Origin of the sequence: Desulfosporosinus nitroreducens, from assembly GCF_023897015.1 — a bacterium.
GTDB lineage: Bacteria > Bacillota > Desulfitobacteriia > Desulfitobacteriales > Desulfitobacteriaceae > Desulfosporosinus > Desulfosporosinus nitroreducens.
On the sequence record NZ_JAMHFY010000001.1, the window covers coordinates 330,639 to 348,629 of the forward strand.

Annotated in this window: 18 protein-coding genes; 2 read left to right on the forward strand and 16 right to left on the reverse strand. The window is 44.0% G+C overall.

The genetic code is table 11. From position 1 onward, the window contains the following. Nucleotides 1–27 precede the first annotated feature (27 nt). Complete coding sequence (locus M8E35_RS01850; protein ID WP_252467025.1) at nucleotides 28–1,296, reverse strand: peptidase U32 family protein; 1,269 nt, start codon at nucleotides 1,294–1,296, stop codon at nucleotides 28–30. A gap of 456 nt (nucleotides 1,297–1,752) precedes the next feature. Between M8E35_RS01850 and trpB the strand changes: the two genes are divergently transcribed. Beyond that, the gene (trpB, locus tag M8E35_RS01855; protein ID WP_252467026.1) at nucleotides 1,753–2,922 is read left to right on the forward strand and encodes a tryptophan synthase subunit beta; all 1,170 of its coding nucleotides are present in this window, start codon (nucleotides 1,753–1,755) and stop codon (nucleotides 2,920–2,922) included. Here trpB and mltG read toward each other — a convergent pair. From mltG to M8E35_RS01930, 15 genes are all read right to left on the reverse strand, one after another. Continuing rightward, nucleotides 2,916–3,935: an endolytic transglycosylase MltG gene (mltG, locus tag M8E35_RS01860; RefSeq protein WP_252467027.1), complete on the reverse strand. Its 1,020-nt coding sequence runs from the start codon at nucleotides 3,933–3,935 to the stop codon at nucleotides 2,916–2,918. The genes trpB and mltG overlap by 7 nt on opposite strands. 40 nt (nucleotides 3,936–3,975) lie before the next feature. After that, on the reverse strand, nucleotides 3,976–5,325 hold the full coding sequence (locus M8E35_RS01865; RefSeq protein WP_373887410.1) for a VanW family protein: 1,350 nt from the start codon (nucleotides 5,323–5,325) through the stop codon (nucleotides 3,976–3,978). 232 nt (nucleotides 5,326–5,557) lie between these two features. Beyond that, the gene (locus M8E35_RS01870; RefSeq protein ID WP_073030387.1) at nucleotides 5,558–5,863 is read right to left on the reverse strand and encodes a DUF1292 domain-containing protein; all 306 of its coding nucleotides are present in this window, start codon (nucleotides 5,861–5,863) and stop codon (nucleotides 5,558–5,560) included. A gap of 68 nt (nucleotides 5,864–5,931) precedes the next feature. Beyond that, entirely contained in the window at nucleotides 5,932–6,348 is a 417-nt protein-coding gene (gene ruvX / locus M8E35_RS01875) for a Holliday junction resolvase RuvX (RefSeq protein ID WP_252467030.1), read from the reverse strand. A gap of 64 nt (nucleotides 6,349–6,412) precedes the next feature. Next, nucleotides 6,413–6,736, reverse strand: a complete 324-nt coding sequence (locus tag M8E35_RS01880) for a DMT family transporter (protein ID WP_252467032.1) — start codon at nucleotides 6,734–6,736, stop codon at nucleotides 6,413–6,415. Between the two features lie 58 nt (nucleotides 6,737–6,794). Beyond that, complete coding sequence (locus tag M8E35_RS01885) at nucleotides 6,795–7,739, reverse strand: aldo/keto reductase (protein WP_252467034.1); 945 nt, start codon at nucleotides 7,737–7,739, stop codon at nucleotides 6,795–6,797. A 91-nt stretch (nucleotides 7,740–7,830) separates the two neighbouring features. Continuing rightward, nucleotides 7,831–8,085 (reverse strand): IreB family regulatory phosphoprotein, encoded by a 255-nt coding sequence (locus M8E35_RS01890; RefSeq protein ID WP_252467035.1) that lies wholly within the window; start codon nucleotides 8,083–8,085, stop codon nucleotides 7,831–7,833. 80 nt (nucleotides 8,086–8,165) lie between these two features. Further along, nucleotides 8,166–10,793, reverse strand: a complete 2,628-nt coding sequence (gene alaS / locus M8E35_RS01895; protein WP_252467036.1) for an alanine--tRNA ligase — start codon at nucleotides 10,791–10,793, stop codon at nucleotides 8,166–8,168. Nucleotides 10,794–11,018: 225 nt separating this feature from the next. Further along, nucleotides 11,019–12,050, reverse strand: a complete 1,032-nt coding sequence (locus tag M8E35_RS01900) for an AI-2E family transporter (RefSeq protein WP_252467037.1) — start codon at nucleotides 12,048–12,050, stop codon at nucleotides 11,019–11,021. A 282-nt stretch (nucleotides 12,051–12,332) separates the two neighbouring features. Further along, nucleotides 12,333–12,536 (reverse strand): YrzR-like zinc ribbon domain, encoded by a 204-nt coding sequence (locus M8E35_RS01905; RefSeq protein ID WP_252467038.1) that lies wholly within the window; start codon nucleotides 12,534–12,536, stop codon nucleotides 12,333–12,335. Next, the gene (locus tag M8E35_RS01910; protein ID WP_252467039.1) at nucleotides 12,533–13,027 is read right to left on the reverse strand and encodes a PRC-barrel domain-containing protein; all 495 of its coding nucleotides are present in this window, start codon (nucleotides 13,025–13,027) and stop codon (nucleotides 12,533–12,535) included. The genes M8E35_RS01905 and M8E35_RS01910 overlap by 4 nt, the downstream gene beginning before the upstream one ends. A gap of 125 nt (nucleotides 13,028–13,152) precedes the next feature. Then, the gene (gene mnmA, locus M8E35_RS01915) at nucleotides 13,153–14,274 is read right to left on the reverse strand and encodes a tRNA 2-thiouridine(34) synthase MnmA (RefSeq protein ID WP_252467040.1); all 1,122 of its coding nucleotides are present in this window, start codon (nucleotides 14,272–14,274) and stop codon (nucleotides 13,153–13,155) included. 7 nt (nucleotides 14,275–14,281) lie between these two features. Next, nucleotides 14,282–14,659: a Fe-S cluster assembly scaffold protein NifU gene (gene nifU, locus M8E35_RS01920; RefSeq protein ID WP_252467041.1), complete on the reverse strand. Its 378-nt coding sequence runs from the start codon at nucleotides 14,657–14,659 to the stop codon at nucleotides 14,282–14,284. Between the two features lie 17 nt (nucleotides 14,660–14,676). Beyond that, the gene (gene nifS / locus M8E35_RS01925) at nucleotides 14,677–15,861 is read right to left on the reverse strand and encodes a cysteine desulfurase NifS (RefSeq protein WP_252467042.1); all 1,185 of its coding nucleotides are present in this window, start codon (nucleotides 15,859–15,861) and stop codon (nucleotides 14,677–14,679) included. 47 nt (nucleotides 15,862–15,908) lie between these two features. After that, complete coding sequence (locus M8E35_RS01930; protein ID WP_073030399.1) at nucleotides 15,909–16,361, reverse strand: RrF2 family transcriptional regulator; 453 nt, start codon at nucleotides 16,359–16,361, stop codon at nucleotides 15,909–15,911. A 278-nt stretch (nucleotides 16,362–16,639) separates the two neighbouring features. Between M8E35_RS01930 and M8E35_RS01935 the strand changes: the two genes are divergently transcribed. Further along, nucleotides 16,640–17,947: a replication-associated recombination protein A gene (locus tag M8E35_RS01935; protein ID WP_252467043.1), complete on the forward strand. Its 1,308-nt coding sequence runs from the start codon at nucleotides 16,640–16,642 to the stop codon at nucleotides 17,945–17,947. Nucleotides 17,948–17,991: the final 44 nt, after the last annotated feature.

Here is a 17,991-nt window from a genome sequence, read left to right on the forward strand (position 1 = left end):
CTTTTTATCACTTCATATAATCGCGCTTCACTTTCTCTCGCTTTTCGCCCGCCTCAAAATACTATAGGGAAGAATCATTCTGGGGACGGTCATCCTAATCTTCTGCTGAGCATGACGAGCCACTTCTATCGGTTCTACTTCGATATCCCACATCTCTTTAACTTCAAACGACCAACAGTCGCCCTGGGGAGTTAGAACCTCTAAAACCTCTCCCAGCTTAAAGTTATTTCGTTGCTCGATCCAAGCTACGGACTCATCTGTGGTATCTGCGGCTGCGGCTTCGTTATCTATGTTCCCTTCATCCAACCGAACTCCTACGAAGTCATAATCCCGAACATAATGAGAAGACACTAAATTATGCGAGCTCGCCCCCGGTTTACCAAAGAGAAATCCTGCGGAATAATCCCGGTGACTGACTTTGTCCATCTCTTCTAACCACTGAGGGAGCTTGGCCTGAAAGGCTTCTTCCCCCTGATCCCAAAGAGTGTCTATGGCTTCACGATAAACCTTAACTGTACTGGCAACATATTGAACGCTTTTCATCCGTCCTTCGATCTTATAGCTGTCTATATCAATTGACTTTAACAGGGGCAGATGAGGCAAGAGGCATAAATCGTGCGAGTTGAAAACATAAGTCCCGCGTTCATCCTCCTCAATCGGAAAGACAACCTCTGGCCGTTTTTCCTCCACAAGTGCGTATCCCCACCGACAGGGCTGAGTGCACTCTCCCCGATTAGCATCTCTTCCTGTTAAATAATTACTCAACAAGCATCTCCCTGAATAAGACATGCACATGGCTCCATGGATAAAGATTTCCAGTCCCCCATCCACTTTAGTACGTACTGCTCTTATCTCTTCCAGCGTCAGCTCCCGAGCGAGAACAACCCGCTCAATCCCTTGCTTCAGCCAAAATCGAACCGAATATGAATTTGTGTTATTGGCCTGAGTGCTTAAATGAAGAGGCAGTCGAGGAGCCACCTCCTGGGCTATCGCAATAACGCCCGGATCTGAGACAATCGCTCCGTCAACACCTAAGGTTTCCAACTGCTTGAGGTAAGCCGGGAGTTCTTCAAAATCCGGCTCATGGGCGAAGATATTTACCGTTATATAAAGTTTCTTCCCTAAATCATGCGTCCAGCGAACCGCTTGCTCCATTTCCTGGAAACCGAAATTCCCGGCGTAAGCCCTCAGACCAAAAGCCTGCCCTCCCATATAAACAGCATCCGCTCCGTAGGCCAGAGCGTATCTTAACTTTTCCCAATCTCCCGCAGGAGCTAACAATTCCGGTTTTTTCATGAAGATTCCCCTAACTTTAAATCTTTTACATAACACCTCTTGACGAAGTGCCTTCTGCCATATTACAATACAGAAAATTAACATGCAAGACAATGAAGAGAATTAGTAAGTCTTTGAGGAATGTTTTTAGCGAGTCAGAGAAGGTGAGAGTCTGATACACTTCCCGCAGACCGAATGGATCTCAGAGTCGTAATCCGAACATGCTTTTGCATCAGTAGGTGATACCGGGGGTTTCCCGTTACAGAGACACGGATATCGAGAGGTCGACTCTCCGCATCTGCTTATTTGTTGCCGAGAAATGCATCCTGCTCCGTATCTAAGCTTGGAATATGGGTATCTTACTATATGTAGATCCCATACAAAAAGGTGGCATATAGAAATTAACTTTCTGTCCTTTGAAGGGCGGAAAGTTTTTTAGTTTTCCAATATTAAAATCATGAGATGGAGGAATTTATTATGGAAAAGGGTTATTTTGGTGAATATGGCGGAAGTTTTGTCCCTCCTCAATTAGAAAACGCATTAAATCAGTTAGACGACGCATTCGAAAGGTATAAGGATGATCCTGACTTCAATCAAGAACTCGACTATTATCTCCGTCAATATGTAGGCCGCCCCAATCCCCTCTACTATGCAAAAAAGCTTTCCCACCAATTAGGAGGGGCTAAAGTCTACCTCAAACGAGAGGATCTTAACCATACCGGTGCGCACAAAATCAATAACGTCCTTGGCCAAGCATTACTTGCTAAACGCATGGGTGCCAGACGGGTCATAGCAGAAACCGGAGCAGGACAACACGGCGTGGCCACAGCAACAGCCTGTGCCCTCTTTGACATGGAATGCGTCATATATATGGGAGAAGAAGATACAAAGCGCCAATCTCTTAATGTCTTCCGAATGGAACTATTGGGAGCCAAAGTAGTCCCCGTCACATCTGGAACCCGTACTCTGAAGGATGCTGTGGATGCAGCCTTAGGGGACTTCGCCGTGAACTATGAGAATACTTTTTATATGCTGGGATCTGCTGTCGGTCCCCATCCCTTCCCCTCCCTTGTGAAACACTTCCAAGCGATTATCTCCCGGGAGGCACGCCAGCAAATACTCGAAGCCGAAGGTAAACTTCCTGATGCTGTCATGGCCTGTGTTGGAGGCGGCAGCAACGCTATAGGCATGTTTGCGAACTTTATCAATGATTCCTCTGTTAAACTCATAGGAGTTGAGCCGGCTGGTCTGGGGCTGGAAACTGGCAAACACGCTGCTCCCCTCACCGCCGGAGCTCCCGGAATCGTACACGGCTTTAAATGTTACGTCATGGCAGACGAAAACGGAGAGCCTCTTGCCACCCACTCCATTTCAGCCGGTCTGGACTATCCCGGTGTTGGACCCGAGCACAGCTATCTTAAGGACATCGGCCGTGCAGAATATGTCAGCATTACAGATGATGAGTCTCTTGATGCCTTTCATCGGCTTTCCCGAACTGAAGGCATCATCCCGGCTCTGGAGAGCGCACATGCCGTAGCTTATGCACTTAAGCTTGCCCCAACAATGAGTCCTGCGCAAATTCTCATCGTCAATATATCTGGCCGCGGTGACAAAGACGTGGAACAAATCTACCAATTATCTCACTGATACTCTTTAACATTTTTCAGATGCTCTGCATAGGTTTTAGCAAATACATGATAGCCGTCCTTTTTGGCCACATAGTATCTGAACTCCGTTTGGGCCGGATTTAATACCGCCTGCAGAGAAGCATGTCCCGGACTGGCAATCGGACCCGGTGGAAATCCTGAATGGAGATAAGTATTATATGGAGAGGGAATCTGAAGATCTTCGTAAGAAAGTTTCGGTTTTGGAGTTTCGAGCAAGAATTGAATAGTAGCATCTATTTGAAGGGGCTGGTTAATCTTTAATCGATTCATTAACACTGAAGAGATCAATGGTCGATCGGCTTCTTTCACTGCCTCTTTTTCAATGAGAGAGGCTAAGGTAACCCACTGAGCAACGGTAAGTTTCATTGCAGTGAGTTGATTCTGTACTTCTGGCGTCAGCTCTTTCTCAAATTGTCGAAGAAGCAAATCAATGACGGTATGAGGAGTTGTGGTTACAGGAATATCGTAGGTATTAGGAAATAAATATCCTTCTAAGCGGTGAACCCCTATAGGGGCATCCTTTAAAAATGAATAGGGAAACTCACCTTCCGTAACAACTTTCATATACTCTTCTTTACTGCCTATTCCTTTTTGGATGAGGAGTTCCATAATTTGTTTCGTAGTATACCCTTCTGGGATGGTCACCAGATTAGTATCTGAGGCAACTGAGCGACCAATTAAGCGATTTATCATTTCGCTCGGGGACATTGCAGGGGCTAATTGATAATCCCCAACATAGAGCTTGAAATCTTCTTGACGTTCACGAGCTAAAAACTTAAACATCCACGCACTGCGTATTAGATGACGCTCTTGTAACTCTTCGGCTAATTGCCCTGCAGTTGTTCCGGAAACAATCGTGATTTTTTCTGTGTTTCCTGACGTGGAGTAGGGCATTTTAGCCCAATTCCACCAAGACAATAATCCGACGCCCCCGACCAATGCAAAAAGAACAATCCACGTAAATATGCCTATGGTCTTCTTTTTTCTGGCCATTTCTCACTCTCTCTTTCTATTATTCCAGTGAGATCCTCTTTTAAGTCCCTACACGTAATATGCGGTTTGTCGGAGCATACCAATCACGACCCAGAAACTTCTTAGTCTCACTGCCAGTCCCATCCCGAATAATTTGCCACGTATTGACAATAATCCCTTTAGAACCGGCTTGTTCCCGAATGACTTGTCCTTTGCGCAACTTGGGATCTAGTCGCCTTTCTGTCTTATAGGCTATTTCTCTCTCCACTTGCCGTTCAATTCGGACGGTTTTATCCGTTTTCTTACCCATAATCCTAACCGTCAGAACTCCTGGCTTTACCTCTGTGCGCAAATAGACTAAACTGTTGGTATTATTTTTAAACTTAAAATCAATGTTGGGATAATTAACGGTCGCATCTTGACCAGATGGTACATAACTAACGACAACCGCATGAGGCTTGCGTTCCACTATCTCTAAATCACTTAATAATACGGCATTGTACAGAGTCGAAGACACCTGGCATACGCCCCCTCCGGTTCCTTGCACGTACTCGCCGTTAACAATTATATAAGCTTCTTTATATCCTGTTTCTGGCTCACGCGGACCAACTTTCTCGTTAAAAGAAAGAGTTTCTCCGGGAAGAAGCGCTTTGCCATCCAACGCTTTAGCAGCAGCCGTCAAATTAGCAGAACGATTCTTTTCTTTAACTGAAAAATTAGTAGAAAACTCCCCGATGACTGCATCAAATGCTAAGGCTTTAACAGACTCAGTAGTAACAGCTGCCGGAACTTCTACCATGGGAATGACGATCCGTGCCGGCACATCATTTAGAGGAAATTCTTGAATTTGATTGATCAAGCTTTCGACATTGACCGTCCGCCCACTCTCCCCCGGCTGAATGACTACTGCATCTTTTTCAATCTTATAAGAAGCATCTTTGGCTGGTCTATTAAACTTTTTAAGCTTTTCCTGAAGCTCTTGACTTGCTATTAATGAATCCACTTTTAACACACTGGGCAGAGCCGTTCCGGGATTAATCTGTGTCTCCTCAATAATCTTCTGAGTATCCACCTCAATCCCTATGTCACTTAGAGTTACAGGAATCTCTGTATCATTGTACAACAGTACACGCGTTTCTTCCAGCTTGTCCTTTGCCCAATTTTCTATCTTTACGGATGCCTCAGGCAATGGAGTGCCACTTAAATCCAAATCGTCAATTTTGGTCCCATCCGAAATAATTCTATTAGTTACTTCAACTCGATTACTATCTTGTGCATCCTCAGAAAGTTTATCAGGCGCAGGAGCAGGGTTTGAAGAATTGCAACCGTTTAATAAAATGAGTAAAAAAAGAGCCCCAGCAAAAAAAAGATCTCGTATTCTTACTTTTTCTAAGTACTTTATCTTCAACACCTCCTCTTTTCTCAACTTTAGTATTTCCGCGGAGGTTGTTGTTTATCTCAATAATTAATTTTATTCATGATCAAAATTTGACTGCCAAACCTCGAATAAAGATGTTGAAATTTGAGTGCCTCCATTAGGTGGAGTTAATAATTTCTAGACTGCAAAATAAAAGAACTCGCTGAATTATTTTTCAGCGAGTTCTTAGTATTCCCAAATATACACGGGATAAAATTAGTCCACCTTATTCTTCGTCTTCGGATTCCACCAGGTTTTCCCAAGCATCAGCCACTTTTTCCCATTCTTCATCGTCTTCGATGTCAAGCAACATTTCGCCGCCTTCAGCATCTTTACCGAGTTTAAGGATAATAGCCTCATCCTCTTCTGATTCGTCCTCAGAGATAGGCATCAAGACAAAGTATGTAGAACCTTCTAGTTCCAAAGTGTCTAGATGAAGAAACTCATGGTCTTTTCCCTCATCATCTGTGAGAATGACAGTATCAAACTCTTCCGCGTCATGCTCATCATGGTTATGTTCATGGTCAGTCATATGATTCACCTCTTATCAAAGAATATTGTCATTGTACTATTGTAGGTAATGATTGTCAAATATTGCCCTTAACTATTTTTATTTTGCCGACTGTCTAGATAACCCTGAAGGATAAATACGGCCGCCATTTTGTCTATAACGTGTTTTCTCTTCGAGCGCGACACATCCGCTTCTATAAGAGTCCTCTGGGCTGCAACAGTACTTAAACGCTCATCCCACAACTTGACTTCAAGTCCAAATTCGGCACGTAAAACCTCAGCGAACTCCTCGGTCAAAGTACATCGAGGCCCTAGCGTTCCATTCATATTCTTAGGATACCCGATGACTATCTCCATAACCTCATACTCCCGTATAAGTTCACGCAACTCATCTAGCTCCTTCTTGGAGCGTCTAATCGTCTTAACTCCCTGGGCCGTCCAAAATAATGCGTCACTCATCGCCACACCAATCGTCTTCGACCCAAAATCCAACCCCATAATTCTCAACAGTATTCCCTCCAAGTTGACTCATAGTTTTTTAATTAAAACTATTTTTAGTCATAAATATGCATTAATGCTTTAAACCACTTAAATTTAATCCTATGACTCCAGCCACAATTAGAAGTATAGAAACTATTTTGAGGGTATTAACTGTTTCGTTAAAAAAAACTATTCCTATTACAGAAATAACCACTATCCCTACCGCTGACCATATTGCATATGCCACGCTTACTTCAATTTCTTTTAAAGCCAATGATAACAGCCAAAAACATAAAAAATATGAGACAAACATGCCTATTGCAGGAACAATTTTTGTCAACCCATTGGAAAGTTTCATTAAAGTAGTGCCACAAAGTTCAAAAATAATTGCTAAAATCAAATACAGCCAACTCATAAGTTCTCCTTAATCTAACAACATCTGGCCCTGAATATACTTTTAATCAAGAAATACTTCAGACAATTTTTAAACAGAAATGGGGACAAACCCTTCCGCAATACCCACAAAGTACACAAGCCTTGGCATCAACTACCGATATATTTTCTTCAATACTTAAAGCACCCTGGGGGCAAGCTTCCAAACAAAGCCCACACCCCTGGCACCAATCTGCAATATATAGTTTCCGTTGCCTATGCTTGACCTTTCTCTGCAACTCCTCTGGGACTTCTTTATCTGCCAACAAGAGGAGATTATAATCCACTTCTTCTTGGCTGGACATTCCCAGAGCCATGCTCTGAACGCCTGAAACACCTCGGACAAAGGCTACGGCTTTTTCAGGATCGCTTGCTAAATGCCCGCCCCCAAAAACCTTCATAGCATAAATCCCTATACCCAGGTCAGATGCAAAGGAAATAGCATCCAGCATCTCGCTTAAGGTGCCATCAATAATCCCCAGACCTTGGTAGTTTAAGATGGGATGGATCACATCAAGACCGGGTAACAGCGCACCTGCCCTGACTCCCGCAACAGCATGCGTCGAAATGCCGATCCAGCGAACTATACCCTTTTCCTTTGCTCGCAAGAGTTCTTCCCAAGCGCCCAGATGTCCTTTCAAGGTTAAAGCACTTTCTTGCTCATGAAGTAAGAAAAAATCAAGGGTATCCCGATTAAGAGCAGTACGCGCCTTCTCTATGCTTAGGCTCATTTCTTCGGCAGTGACAGAGTACGATTTACTGACGATTCGAGCGTCCTGATGTCCTTTTATGGCTTCAGCAATTTGCCCATAGTTATCATATATTTCTGCAGTATCAATCCAATTAACCCCTTGCTCAAGCGCATAGCGCAGAACAGAGATTCCTTCCGCTTCTGTTACACGGCCTTGCAACGGAGATATTGCCAGACTTCCAAAGCAAACCTCTGAAACGTCTGCTCCCCACAAGCCAAGCTTAACTTGACGCATTTTAAAACTCCTTTAGTGCATGCACTCATTTCGCACTGTACGCTCTAAAGTTGAAACCCTCACCACATTAGTGAGGGTTCAAAGTACATTACTATTTTTCTTGCAAATAGGTTCTAACCAGTTCTTCGATCAGCTCAAAGCGTTCAAGTTTACGAATCATCGATCTCGCCTGATTGTGGCTGGTAATATATACAGGGTCGCCAGACATGAGATAACCCACCATTTGGTTGATCGGGTCATACCCTTTCTCCTGTAACGCGGCATACACCTTCTGCAATATATCGTGGGCTGAAATCGTTTCATCTCCTACAGCCTTAAACATCATGGTTTCTTCCATTCGATCCATTTCCCTGTCCACCTTTCGCCTTTTCGTATACGGCTTTTTCAACTTGAATTAGATATTCTTACTCTCAGTATGATTCTCCTCTATTTTTTAAGAAATTCTCTGATAAGATTTGGAACTCGATCTATAGCTTCACCCAATTTACTGGGATCTTTACCGCCGGCCTGTGCCATGTCTGGCTTACCGCCACCGCTGCCGCCAGTAATTTTGGCTACTTCCTTTATAATCTGTCCTGCATGAAGCCCGCTTAAACCTTTTGGGTTAACAGTTGTAACAAAGTTAACCTTTCCTTCGCTTACAGCACCTAAGACGATAACTCCAGACTTCATCTTGTCTCGAATTAAATCTGCCATTTGACGAAGACCTTCCATATCCGGCGCCTGTACTTGGGCAGCTATGACCTGAATTCCATCGACCTCCACAACCCGACTCAATAACCCTCCAACTTCATTCTTGGCAAGCTTTGCTTGGAGTTGTCCGATTTCACGTTCAAGGTCTTTTACCTGGGTCATCAGACCATTTACACGCTTCCCAACCTCTAAAGGTTGTGCTTTAAGGTTCTGGGCTACTTCCATTACCTGCTCATCAAGGGAACGGAAGTATGCCAGGGCTTCAAGACCGGCAACTGCCTCAATCCGACGCAAGCCAGCCCCTATTCCGCCTTCGCTAAGGATTTTTACAAGTCCGATTTCTCCTGTGCTGTTAACATGGGTCCCACCGCACAATTCTTGACTGAACATCCCCATACTTACAACCCTGACAGTTTCTCCATATTTCTCTCCAAAAAGTGCCGTTGCTCCGCTTTGTTTAGCTTCCTTTAAAGACATTTCTGTCGCCTTAACCGGCATATTCTTTAACACAGCTTCATTAATCAGCCCCTCGACTGCCCTTAAACCATCCGGTGTCATTGGAGAAAAATGCGTAAAATCAAAGCGCAGACGTTCAGGAGTCACTAATGACCCTGCTTGTTGAACGTGGTCCCCCAAAACCGAGCGCAAAGCAGTCTGAAGAAGGTGGGTCGCGCTGTGATGACGAGTCGTAGCCAGCCGGTCAAAATTATCAATTTCCACTTCTACGGATTCCCCGACATGTAATACCCCTGTTTTAACCTCAGCCCGATGATAAAGGGTTCCTGTCACACCTTTTTTGACTTCAAGCACGCGCGCCTCGGCACGGGATGTTCGGATTACACCCACATCAGACACCTGCCCTCCGCTTTCTGCATAGAAAGGAGTCTCTGAAAGGAAGATCATAACCTCTTCCCCCTCACCAGCGTCCTGCATCTCTTTGCCATTGACAAACAGGCCTTCAATTCGAGTCGTTAAAGAAACTTTGTCATAGCCAACAAAGGGTGTAGCTCCTAAGGATTTAGCCCTTTCTATAAGTTCCGGGCTCTCGACCACAGCACGCATTTGCTGAGATTGTTCTTTCGCTCGGAGACGATGTTCCTCAGAAGCGGTCTGGAAGGTCAGCATATCTACGGACAGCCCTTGTTCTTCCAGCATTTCTTCAGTTAACTCTACAGGGAAACCGTAGGTTTCATACAAATAGAAAGCATCGGCTCCAGTTAACACTGTCTCCCCTTGTTTGATAAGCTCCTTGACCTTTTCCTGCAATAACTGAGTGCCCTGTTCTAAAGTTGCTTGAAAGTTCTTCTCCTCTAAATTTAAGTGACTGAGAATAAAGTTCTCGTTCTCTTTGAGCTCCGGATAGGCGTGGGCATAGTCCCTTTGTATAATTTGAAAGGCGGATTCCAAGAAGGGTTTGTCAATCCCTAAGAGTTTAGCAAACCGAACAGCCCGACGCAATATACGACGAAGGACATATCCTCTGCCTTCATTATTTGGCCGAATTCCATCGGACAACATAAATGAAACCGCTCGAACGTGATCTGAAACCACTTTTAAAGCTAAGTCATTTTTAGCATTATCCTTATATTTGATTCCAGCTAAGGTTGCGACATGATCAATAATAGGACGGAATAGATCCGTGTCAAAATTGGTTTCCACACCCTGCATCACAGAGGCGATCCGCTCCAGGCCCATCCCCGTATCAATATTTTGCTTTGGAAGTGGGGTCAATACGCCTGCTTCATCACGGTTATATTGCATAAAGACCAAATTCCATATTTCCAAGAACCGATCACAATCACACCCTATAGCACAACCTGGTTTACCACACCCTCTGGCTGCACCCAGGTCGACATAAATCTCAGAACAAGGCCCGCAAGGACCTGTCGGACCAGCCGCCCAGAAGTTCTCCGGATCACCTACGATTCGCTCGGACTTAACACCTGCTTTTTCCCATATTTGTTTGGCATCCTGATCTTCGGGATATATTGTTATCCACAATTTTTCAACCGGGATTTTCAAGACATTGGTGATATACTCCCAAGCCCAGGGAATTGCTTCCGTTTTAAAGTAATCTCCAAACGAAAAGTTTCCCAACATTTCAAAATATGTATGATGACGAGCAGTTTTCCCTACTTCCTCGAGATCCGGGGTTCGAACACACTTTTGAGCAGTCGTAGCCCGTGGAAAGGGAGGTTCAACCTGACGTTGGAAATATGGTTTAAAAGGAACCATGCCCGCCACTGTTAACAACAATGTCGGATCATCTTTGGGAATAAGCGAAGCACTAGGCAGAATTTTGTGCCCTTTAGCCTCAAAATACTTAAGAAACATGTCCCTTAATTCATTGCCTGAATACAATATGAACACCCCTTTAAATTCAATCAAGAAATAACAGTCAAATTATCCCTTCCGACTGGTATAAAAAAATAATCTCTCCCTTTGTCAATCAGGGACGAGATTTTTTCGGGATCACCCTGTATCTTACCGGGCTTGAGCGGTACTTTCTGACGTAATTATGATAGTAATATAAAATTTCCATTGTTTATAAAGTATATACAGGGAATGTCTTATTTGTCAACTAGATTAGACTTTCGTAGACACCAGCCTGAAATAAATATGTTTAAACAGTACTCGAATGACCGCAGCTAAAGGGACAGCCAAGAACATGCCCCAGAACCCTGCAATTTCTCCACAAGCTAGAAGTGCAAAAACAACCCAAAGAGGATGAAGTCCGACACTCTCGCCCATAAGCTTAGGAGATATTATATTCCCTTCAAGCTGTTGCACAAAGAAAATAACCAAGGTAACCTTTAAGGCCATCACCGGAGAATGAGTTAAAGCTAATAGTATCGCTGGAACTGCCCCAATTGCAGGCCCAAAATAGGGAATTAGGTCAAAAATTCCGCAAACAAGGCCAATCAACAGAGCATAATCCATGCCAACAAGTTTTACCCCTATACCGATCATTATCCCTACGATCACTGCTACGAATAAATCTCCTCGAACAAATTGCCTTACGACATGATTAATGTCTTGCCACAACCGTCGCCATTCCATCCTCCAGCGTTGAGGGATAATCCGAAAAAAGCCTTCCCCTAAGCCTTTCCAGTCTGCCAGAATGTAAATGGCAATAACCGGCGACAACATGTAAAGAGTCACTGAAGACAGTGCCTTTGGCAAGTTATCTAGAAATTGGTTAAGCCGATCAGCAATCATTGTTTCCCCTTGAATTAAATGTTCATCTAAGACAATCGCAACTCGATTAGGTAACCCTGTTGCCTTAAACTGATTCCGAAACTCTTCGATCATATCCGTAATCGACTGAATCGTCTGAGGCAAAATAACCAACAATTTACTTAGTTCATTATAGATTATTGGGATAATAAGGAAAATGGCAGTGGCACAAAAGGCAATAATTAAGATGAAAACAATCGCAATAGCTCTATTTCTGCTAATTTTATACCGTTCCAGCACAACAACCAGAGGGTTTAACAAGTACGCCAGCACAAAAGCAAGGAAAAACGGACCTAATATTGCCCTCACCCGGAAGAGAATTAGTATTCCCAACAGCAAACACGTTCCCGTAAAAATCCATTTCCAATTTTTAAATTTCATAAACCGTGAGAGTACACTTCCTTTCGAAGATCTGGGACAGAATGAACTTATGTATTTCCCTGAACAACGAAGCACGCTCTTAGAAACGGACTAAAGACAAACTAAAAAGCGCGCGATGCGCGCTTTTTTAATCCAGCATTAGTGAAATAGTTTCATATTCTTGACAAACAGGTGCCTACCCTTTTTGAAGGATTCATACTGCGTCGCATCAACACTTTTCTATTCTTCGCAAAAAATGAATACCACATTTTTTAAAACCTAATATTCATCGTTCCTTTTTCATTAAATCGGAATTACTTCATCTGCACAAGAAACAGTGGGATTGAGGCTTGGATCATCCCAAGCCACCAAAGAGCCGTCTTCGGCCAAATCGTAAATTACTACTTTATCAGTTTGAGTCGCAAATTCAACGCAACAATCCCAACAGTAAAACTGCTCGACTCCAACTTTACCAATGGCTCTTCCACCACAAACTGGACAATTCATGATCGCATTCCCCCTTCATTTGCTTGATCCAAGGGGGATACTTGGTTATCAACGATTAAGATATCTTTCCCATCAATCATGACATGCGGCTTTAGAATCGTCCCCCGACCGTGAAGAAGGTCAGCGAAGAGCCCGTCAGATACCTCGAACCCTACCATTTTTTCTATGGTGTCATCGAGGAAAACATCTTCAATCGTGCCTCTAGCGTCTCCACCTTGAGTATAGACTTCATTACCTACTTTGTCAGACCATCTTGTCCCCTTAAGTTCTTCTACTGTTTTTTCATTAACAGTCAGGGCATCTTTACCAACCGTTACAATGGCCTTCCGAGGAATACCTTTAGCTGAGTGGAAGAAATGTCCGCCTTCAAGAAGAACTCCGACAACCTCATCTTTTTCATTGTCAAGCACCAGATCATGTACCCAACCAATTGAATTTCCACTTTTTAAATCCAACACTGGCAATCCGACAATCTCACGTGAGCGTCTCATTTGTTCTTCCACCTCCGCTAAAAAAATTTCTATCTATACTCTGCCCGCCTAAACCAAACTTTATGCATGCGCAGGCCAAGGATGGCCAAGTGTCCCTGTAGCCATGGATGGCGAGAAGGAAGAACTTACTTCGACCCGCGATCTCGGCCGCGAGGATCAGAAATAATCTTCCCCCCGCCAACCACTAAATTTCCTTGATAAAAGACGACTGCCTGTCCTGGAGTCACTGCGCGCTGTGGTTCATCAAAGCGTACCATCACACCATAACAAGACCCTATTTCGCCAGGGAAAATTGTCGCTGGAGCCCCAGTGGAATTGTAACGAATTTTGGCCTTAACTTTTAATGGTTCAGTTAAATCGGGTATCGATATCCAGTTGAGATCGATTGCCCAAAGCGTATCCGTATACACATCCCGATCTTCGCCCAGAACAACTTCATTGCGCTCAGGATTCAGCCCTACCACAAACATTGGTTTACCAAAGGTGACTCCCAGGCCTTTTCGCTGCCCAATTGTGAAGTTAATAATCCCCTCATGCCGGCCCAATTTCTTTCCAGCAAGATCTACAAAATCACCCGGCTTGATCGGGACCTCTAATCGCTGCCTCACAAAGGTCGCGTAATCATCATCTGGCACAAAACAAATTTCTTGGCTTTCGGGCTTATCTCCAACCCCTAGGCCCCGCTCTCTAGCCATTTCCCGCACATGCTCTTTTTGATATTCTGCTAAAGGAAAAAGAGTATGTTCCAGCTGTTCCTGGGTTAGCATGTACAGTGCATATGTCTGATCTTTGCGCGCATCTGCACTATTACTTAAAAGAAATCGTTCACTGTTCGGATCTCGTAACACTTGAGCATAATGGCCGGTTGCTATAAACTCCGCTCCTAATCCACGGGCCTTGCGGAGCATCTCCCCGAATTTTACGTGTTTGTTGCATGCCAAGCATGGGTTGGGAGTTTCACCATACAAATAAGACTGCGTGAAATAATCTACTACAGTCTCCTTAAAATACGAACGAAAGTTCATGACGTAATGGGGAATTCCCAATATAAAGGCAACTCTCCTGGCATCGTCAATAGCCGAGTTCGAGCAACAACCCCCCTCGACTTCCGGACCCGTTGCTTCCCATATCTGCATAGTTACCCCAATCACGTCATATCCTTCTTCTTTGAGCAAAGCGGCGGCCATGGAGCTATCCACGCCGCCGCTCATACCCACAACCACTTTAGGTTTTGTAGTTTGAGTCATTCTTCATCTATTCCTTTTTTTGCTGTTTATCGTGATAGTCCCCAATGGCCTTATGAAGTGCATCTGCGGCCAGATTAGAACAATGCATTTTAGTTTCTGGAAGGCCTCCTAATGCCTCAGCTACTGCCGCATTGGAGATTACCATAGCTTCGTCAATCGTTTTTCCCTTGACCATTTCCGTAACCATACTGCTAGTTGCGACTGCAGCTCCGCAGCCAAAGGTTTTAAATTTTACGTCTTTGATAATGTCCCCTTCGATATCTAAATATATACGCATAATGTCGCCGCACTTAGCGTTTCCTACTTCACCGACACCATCTGGATTTTCCATTTCGCCAACGTTGCGTGGATTTGTAAAATGATCCATTACTTTTTCTGTATACATTTCTTCCTCACTCCTTATTATGATTGTTTCGAATGAATAACCTGATCGTACAGTGGAGACATCATTCGCAAACGCTCCACGATTTTCGGTAATTGCTCAAGGACATAATCGATTTCTTCTTCTGTATTCTGACGACCCAGGGAGAAGCGCAATGAACCATGGGCAATTTCATGAATCAATCCCATACCCAGTAAAACATGGGAAGGATCCAGAGACCCCGAGGTACATGCCGATCCGCTTGAGGCTGCAATTCCCAACATATCTAGAGAGAGTAATAAAGACTCCCCTTCAACATAACGGATACTGACGTTAACGTTATTGGGTAAACGCTTTTCTCCTACCGGTCCATTTACTTTCACATATTCTATACGTTCTACGATACCATTCATCAGTTTGTCCCGCAGTTTAATTTGTTTTTTCGCGTCGTCCGCCATCCGTTGCCCAGCCAACTCGCAGGCCTTACCAAACCCAATGATTCCAGGCATATTCTCTGTTCCCGAGCGGCGCTTTCTTTCTTGCCCTCCGCCATGAATTAAAGGCACAATTCGTACCCCTTTGCGAACATAGAGTGCTCCTACCCCTTTAGGGCCATAAATCTTATGACCTGAAACAGTCAGCAAGTCGACATTCATTTCTTCAACATTAATTGGGATTTTTCCCAGAGACTGAACTGCATCAACGTGAAAGACAATACCATGTTCCTTAGCCAGTTTACCGATTTCTGCAATTGGTTGAATTGATCCCACTTCATTATTGGCATGCATTACAGTAATCAAGATTGTGTCCGGTCGAATAGCCTTCCGTACTTCATCAACTGAAATAATTCCCTCTTCGTCTACTGGTATAACTGTCAGGTCGAATCCATTCTTTTCCAGGTATTCACAAGTTTCAAGAACAGCATGGTGTTCGATACAAGAGGTAATAATATGCTTACCTTTTTTACGAAGCGCTTCAGCTGTCCCAAGAATCGCCAGATTGTCCGCTTCTGTTCCTCCGCTGGTAAATGTGATCTCCCTAGAAGCAGCACCGATCAACTCGGCCACCTGATTTCGAGCTTGCTCAAGGGCTTGTTTAGTCTCTCTGCCAAAGCCGTGAACACTTGACGGGTTACCATACTTTTCTGTGTAATATGTCATCATGATAGCAGCTACTTCTGGATCAACCGGGGTTGTTGCACTGTGGTCTAAATAAACTCGCCTCATGGGGCTCACTCCCTTATATCATAAACTTTGAAGCAAAAAAATAAAGGTTAAATGTAATACATATATAAGTTCCGCTCCGATTCAATCTTTTTGGCATCTTCAAGCATTGTTTCAAGTGTGATGGAATCAAGAACATCTGCGATGGAATCCCTGACTTTCTCCCAAATTGCCCTAGTGACACAAAACTCAGCTTTAGAGCAAATTTCCGGGTCCTCCTCTGATACGCAATCAGTCGGAGCAATTGGCCCTTCTAACACACGGATAATATCTCCAATTTTTATTTTATCCGGTTCTCTCCCTAACAAGTAACCACCTTGCGCACCACGAACACTTTTCACTAAACCCGCTTTACGCAAACCGGAAACTAGTTGCTCCAGATAATGTTCAGATATACCCTGCCTCTCTGCAATGCTTTTCAAAGAAGTCGGTCCTTCACCCATATGTTGAGCTAAATCAAACATGGCTTTTACCCCATATCGACCTTTGGTCGAGAGTTTCAACACCCTCACCTCTTTTCCACTAGATAAACGCTTTTTTTCATATATTTCTTATCTGTTTATATCTTATAAAAACACTCGGGATTTGTCAAGCCTACTAGTACCAAACTCAACTTCTTTTATATTTTACACCTAACGCTATCTTTTTACTGTGATCAAACTAACAATTTTAAACGTAAAGCTCTGCAAGCAGATGTCCGTCCTGCATGATATAATTAATATAAGAAAACTTGGCCAGTATCAAACCATAGCCACAGGTTGTAAGAAAGGAACATAGCCCAATGGATCTTTTTTCCGCAACATTCAATCAACATCAAGTTGCTCCTCTAGCGGAGCGTATGCGCCCAAGAACACTTGAAGAGTATATCGGTCAAACTCAAATTCTCGGCCCTGGAAAACTCCTGCGTCGGGCTATTGAGGCTGACCGTGTTTCATCATTGATTCTCTATGGCCCGCCAGGAACAGGGAAGACCTCTTTAGCACAAGTCATTGCTGCCAAAACCACGTCGCGTTTTGTCCGCATAAATGCTGTCACCTCTGGCGTTAAGGAGATCCGTGAAATTATTACGCAGGCAACAGATAATCTTCATCTTTACAGCAAGCGCACTTTAGTTTTTTGTGATGAAGTTCATCGTTTTAATAAAGGACAACAAGATGCACTTCTTCCTGCTGTCGAAAATGGAACTATTACCTTCATCGGTGCAACAACAGAAAACCCCTTCTTTGAATTAAATTCTGCGCTCCTTAGTCGTTCAACCCTTTTTCGATTAGAACTTCTTGAACCTCCAGAAATTCGTCTCGGACTCGAACAAGCCCTGAAGGATTCAGAACGAGGTTTAGGGCAATATCAAGCAGAAATCACCTCTGAAGCGTGGGAGCATTGGATTAATTATGCTAACGGAGATTTACGCCGCGCCCTTAATGCTTTAGAGCTGGCAGTTCTTACTACCGCGCCAGAAAACGGAATTCGTCATATCTCCCTTGATATAGCGGAAGAATCCATACAACAACGGGCCATCCGGTTCGATAAATCAGGGGATAATCATTATGACATCATCTCCGCATTTATCAAAAGTATGCGCGGTTCAGATCCCGATGCAGCGCTCTATTGGTTAGGGGTTTTACTTGAAGCGGGCGAAGATCCACGTTTTATTGTCCGACGGATTATCGTCCACGCGTCAGAAGATGTGGGATTGGCAGATCCGATGGTCATGCTTCAAGCTCATGCTGCTGCAAATGCTCTTGAATGGCTGGGCCTGCCTGAAGCAAGAATCCCCATAGCTCAAGCAGTTCTAGCCATCACAACTGCACCTAAAAGCAACAGTGTTGTCACGAGCATCGATCAGGCTCTGAATTATGTAAAAAAACATCCTACTGGAGAAGTTCCCCCCCAACTTAAGGACGGACACTACCCCGGCGCAGAAAAATTAGGGAACGGAAAAGGATACCTCTATCCACACTCTTACCCAGGCCACTGGGTTGACCAAACCTACCTGCCCCCAACTGTTCAGGGACAAACCTTTTACGTCCCCTCAAAAATGGGAAAAGAGCTTTTCACCCCCCCTAAGGCCACGGATAATAAAAGATAGCCTAACCCCGCTCCCCGAATTGAAGTTTATACCCCCCCTCATTT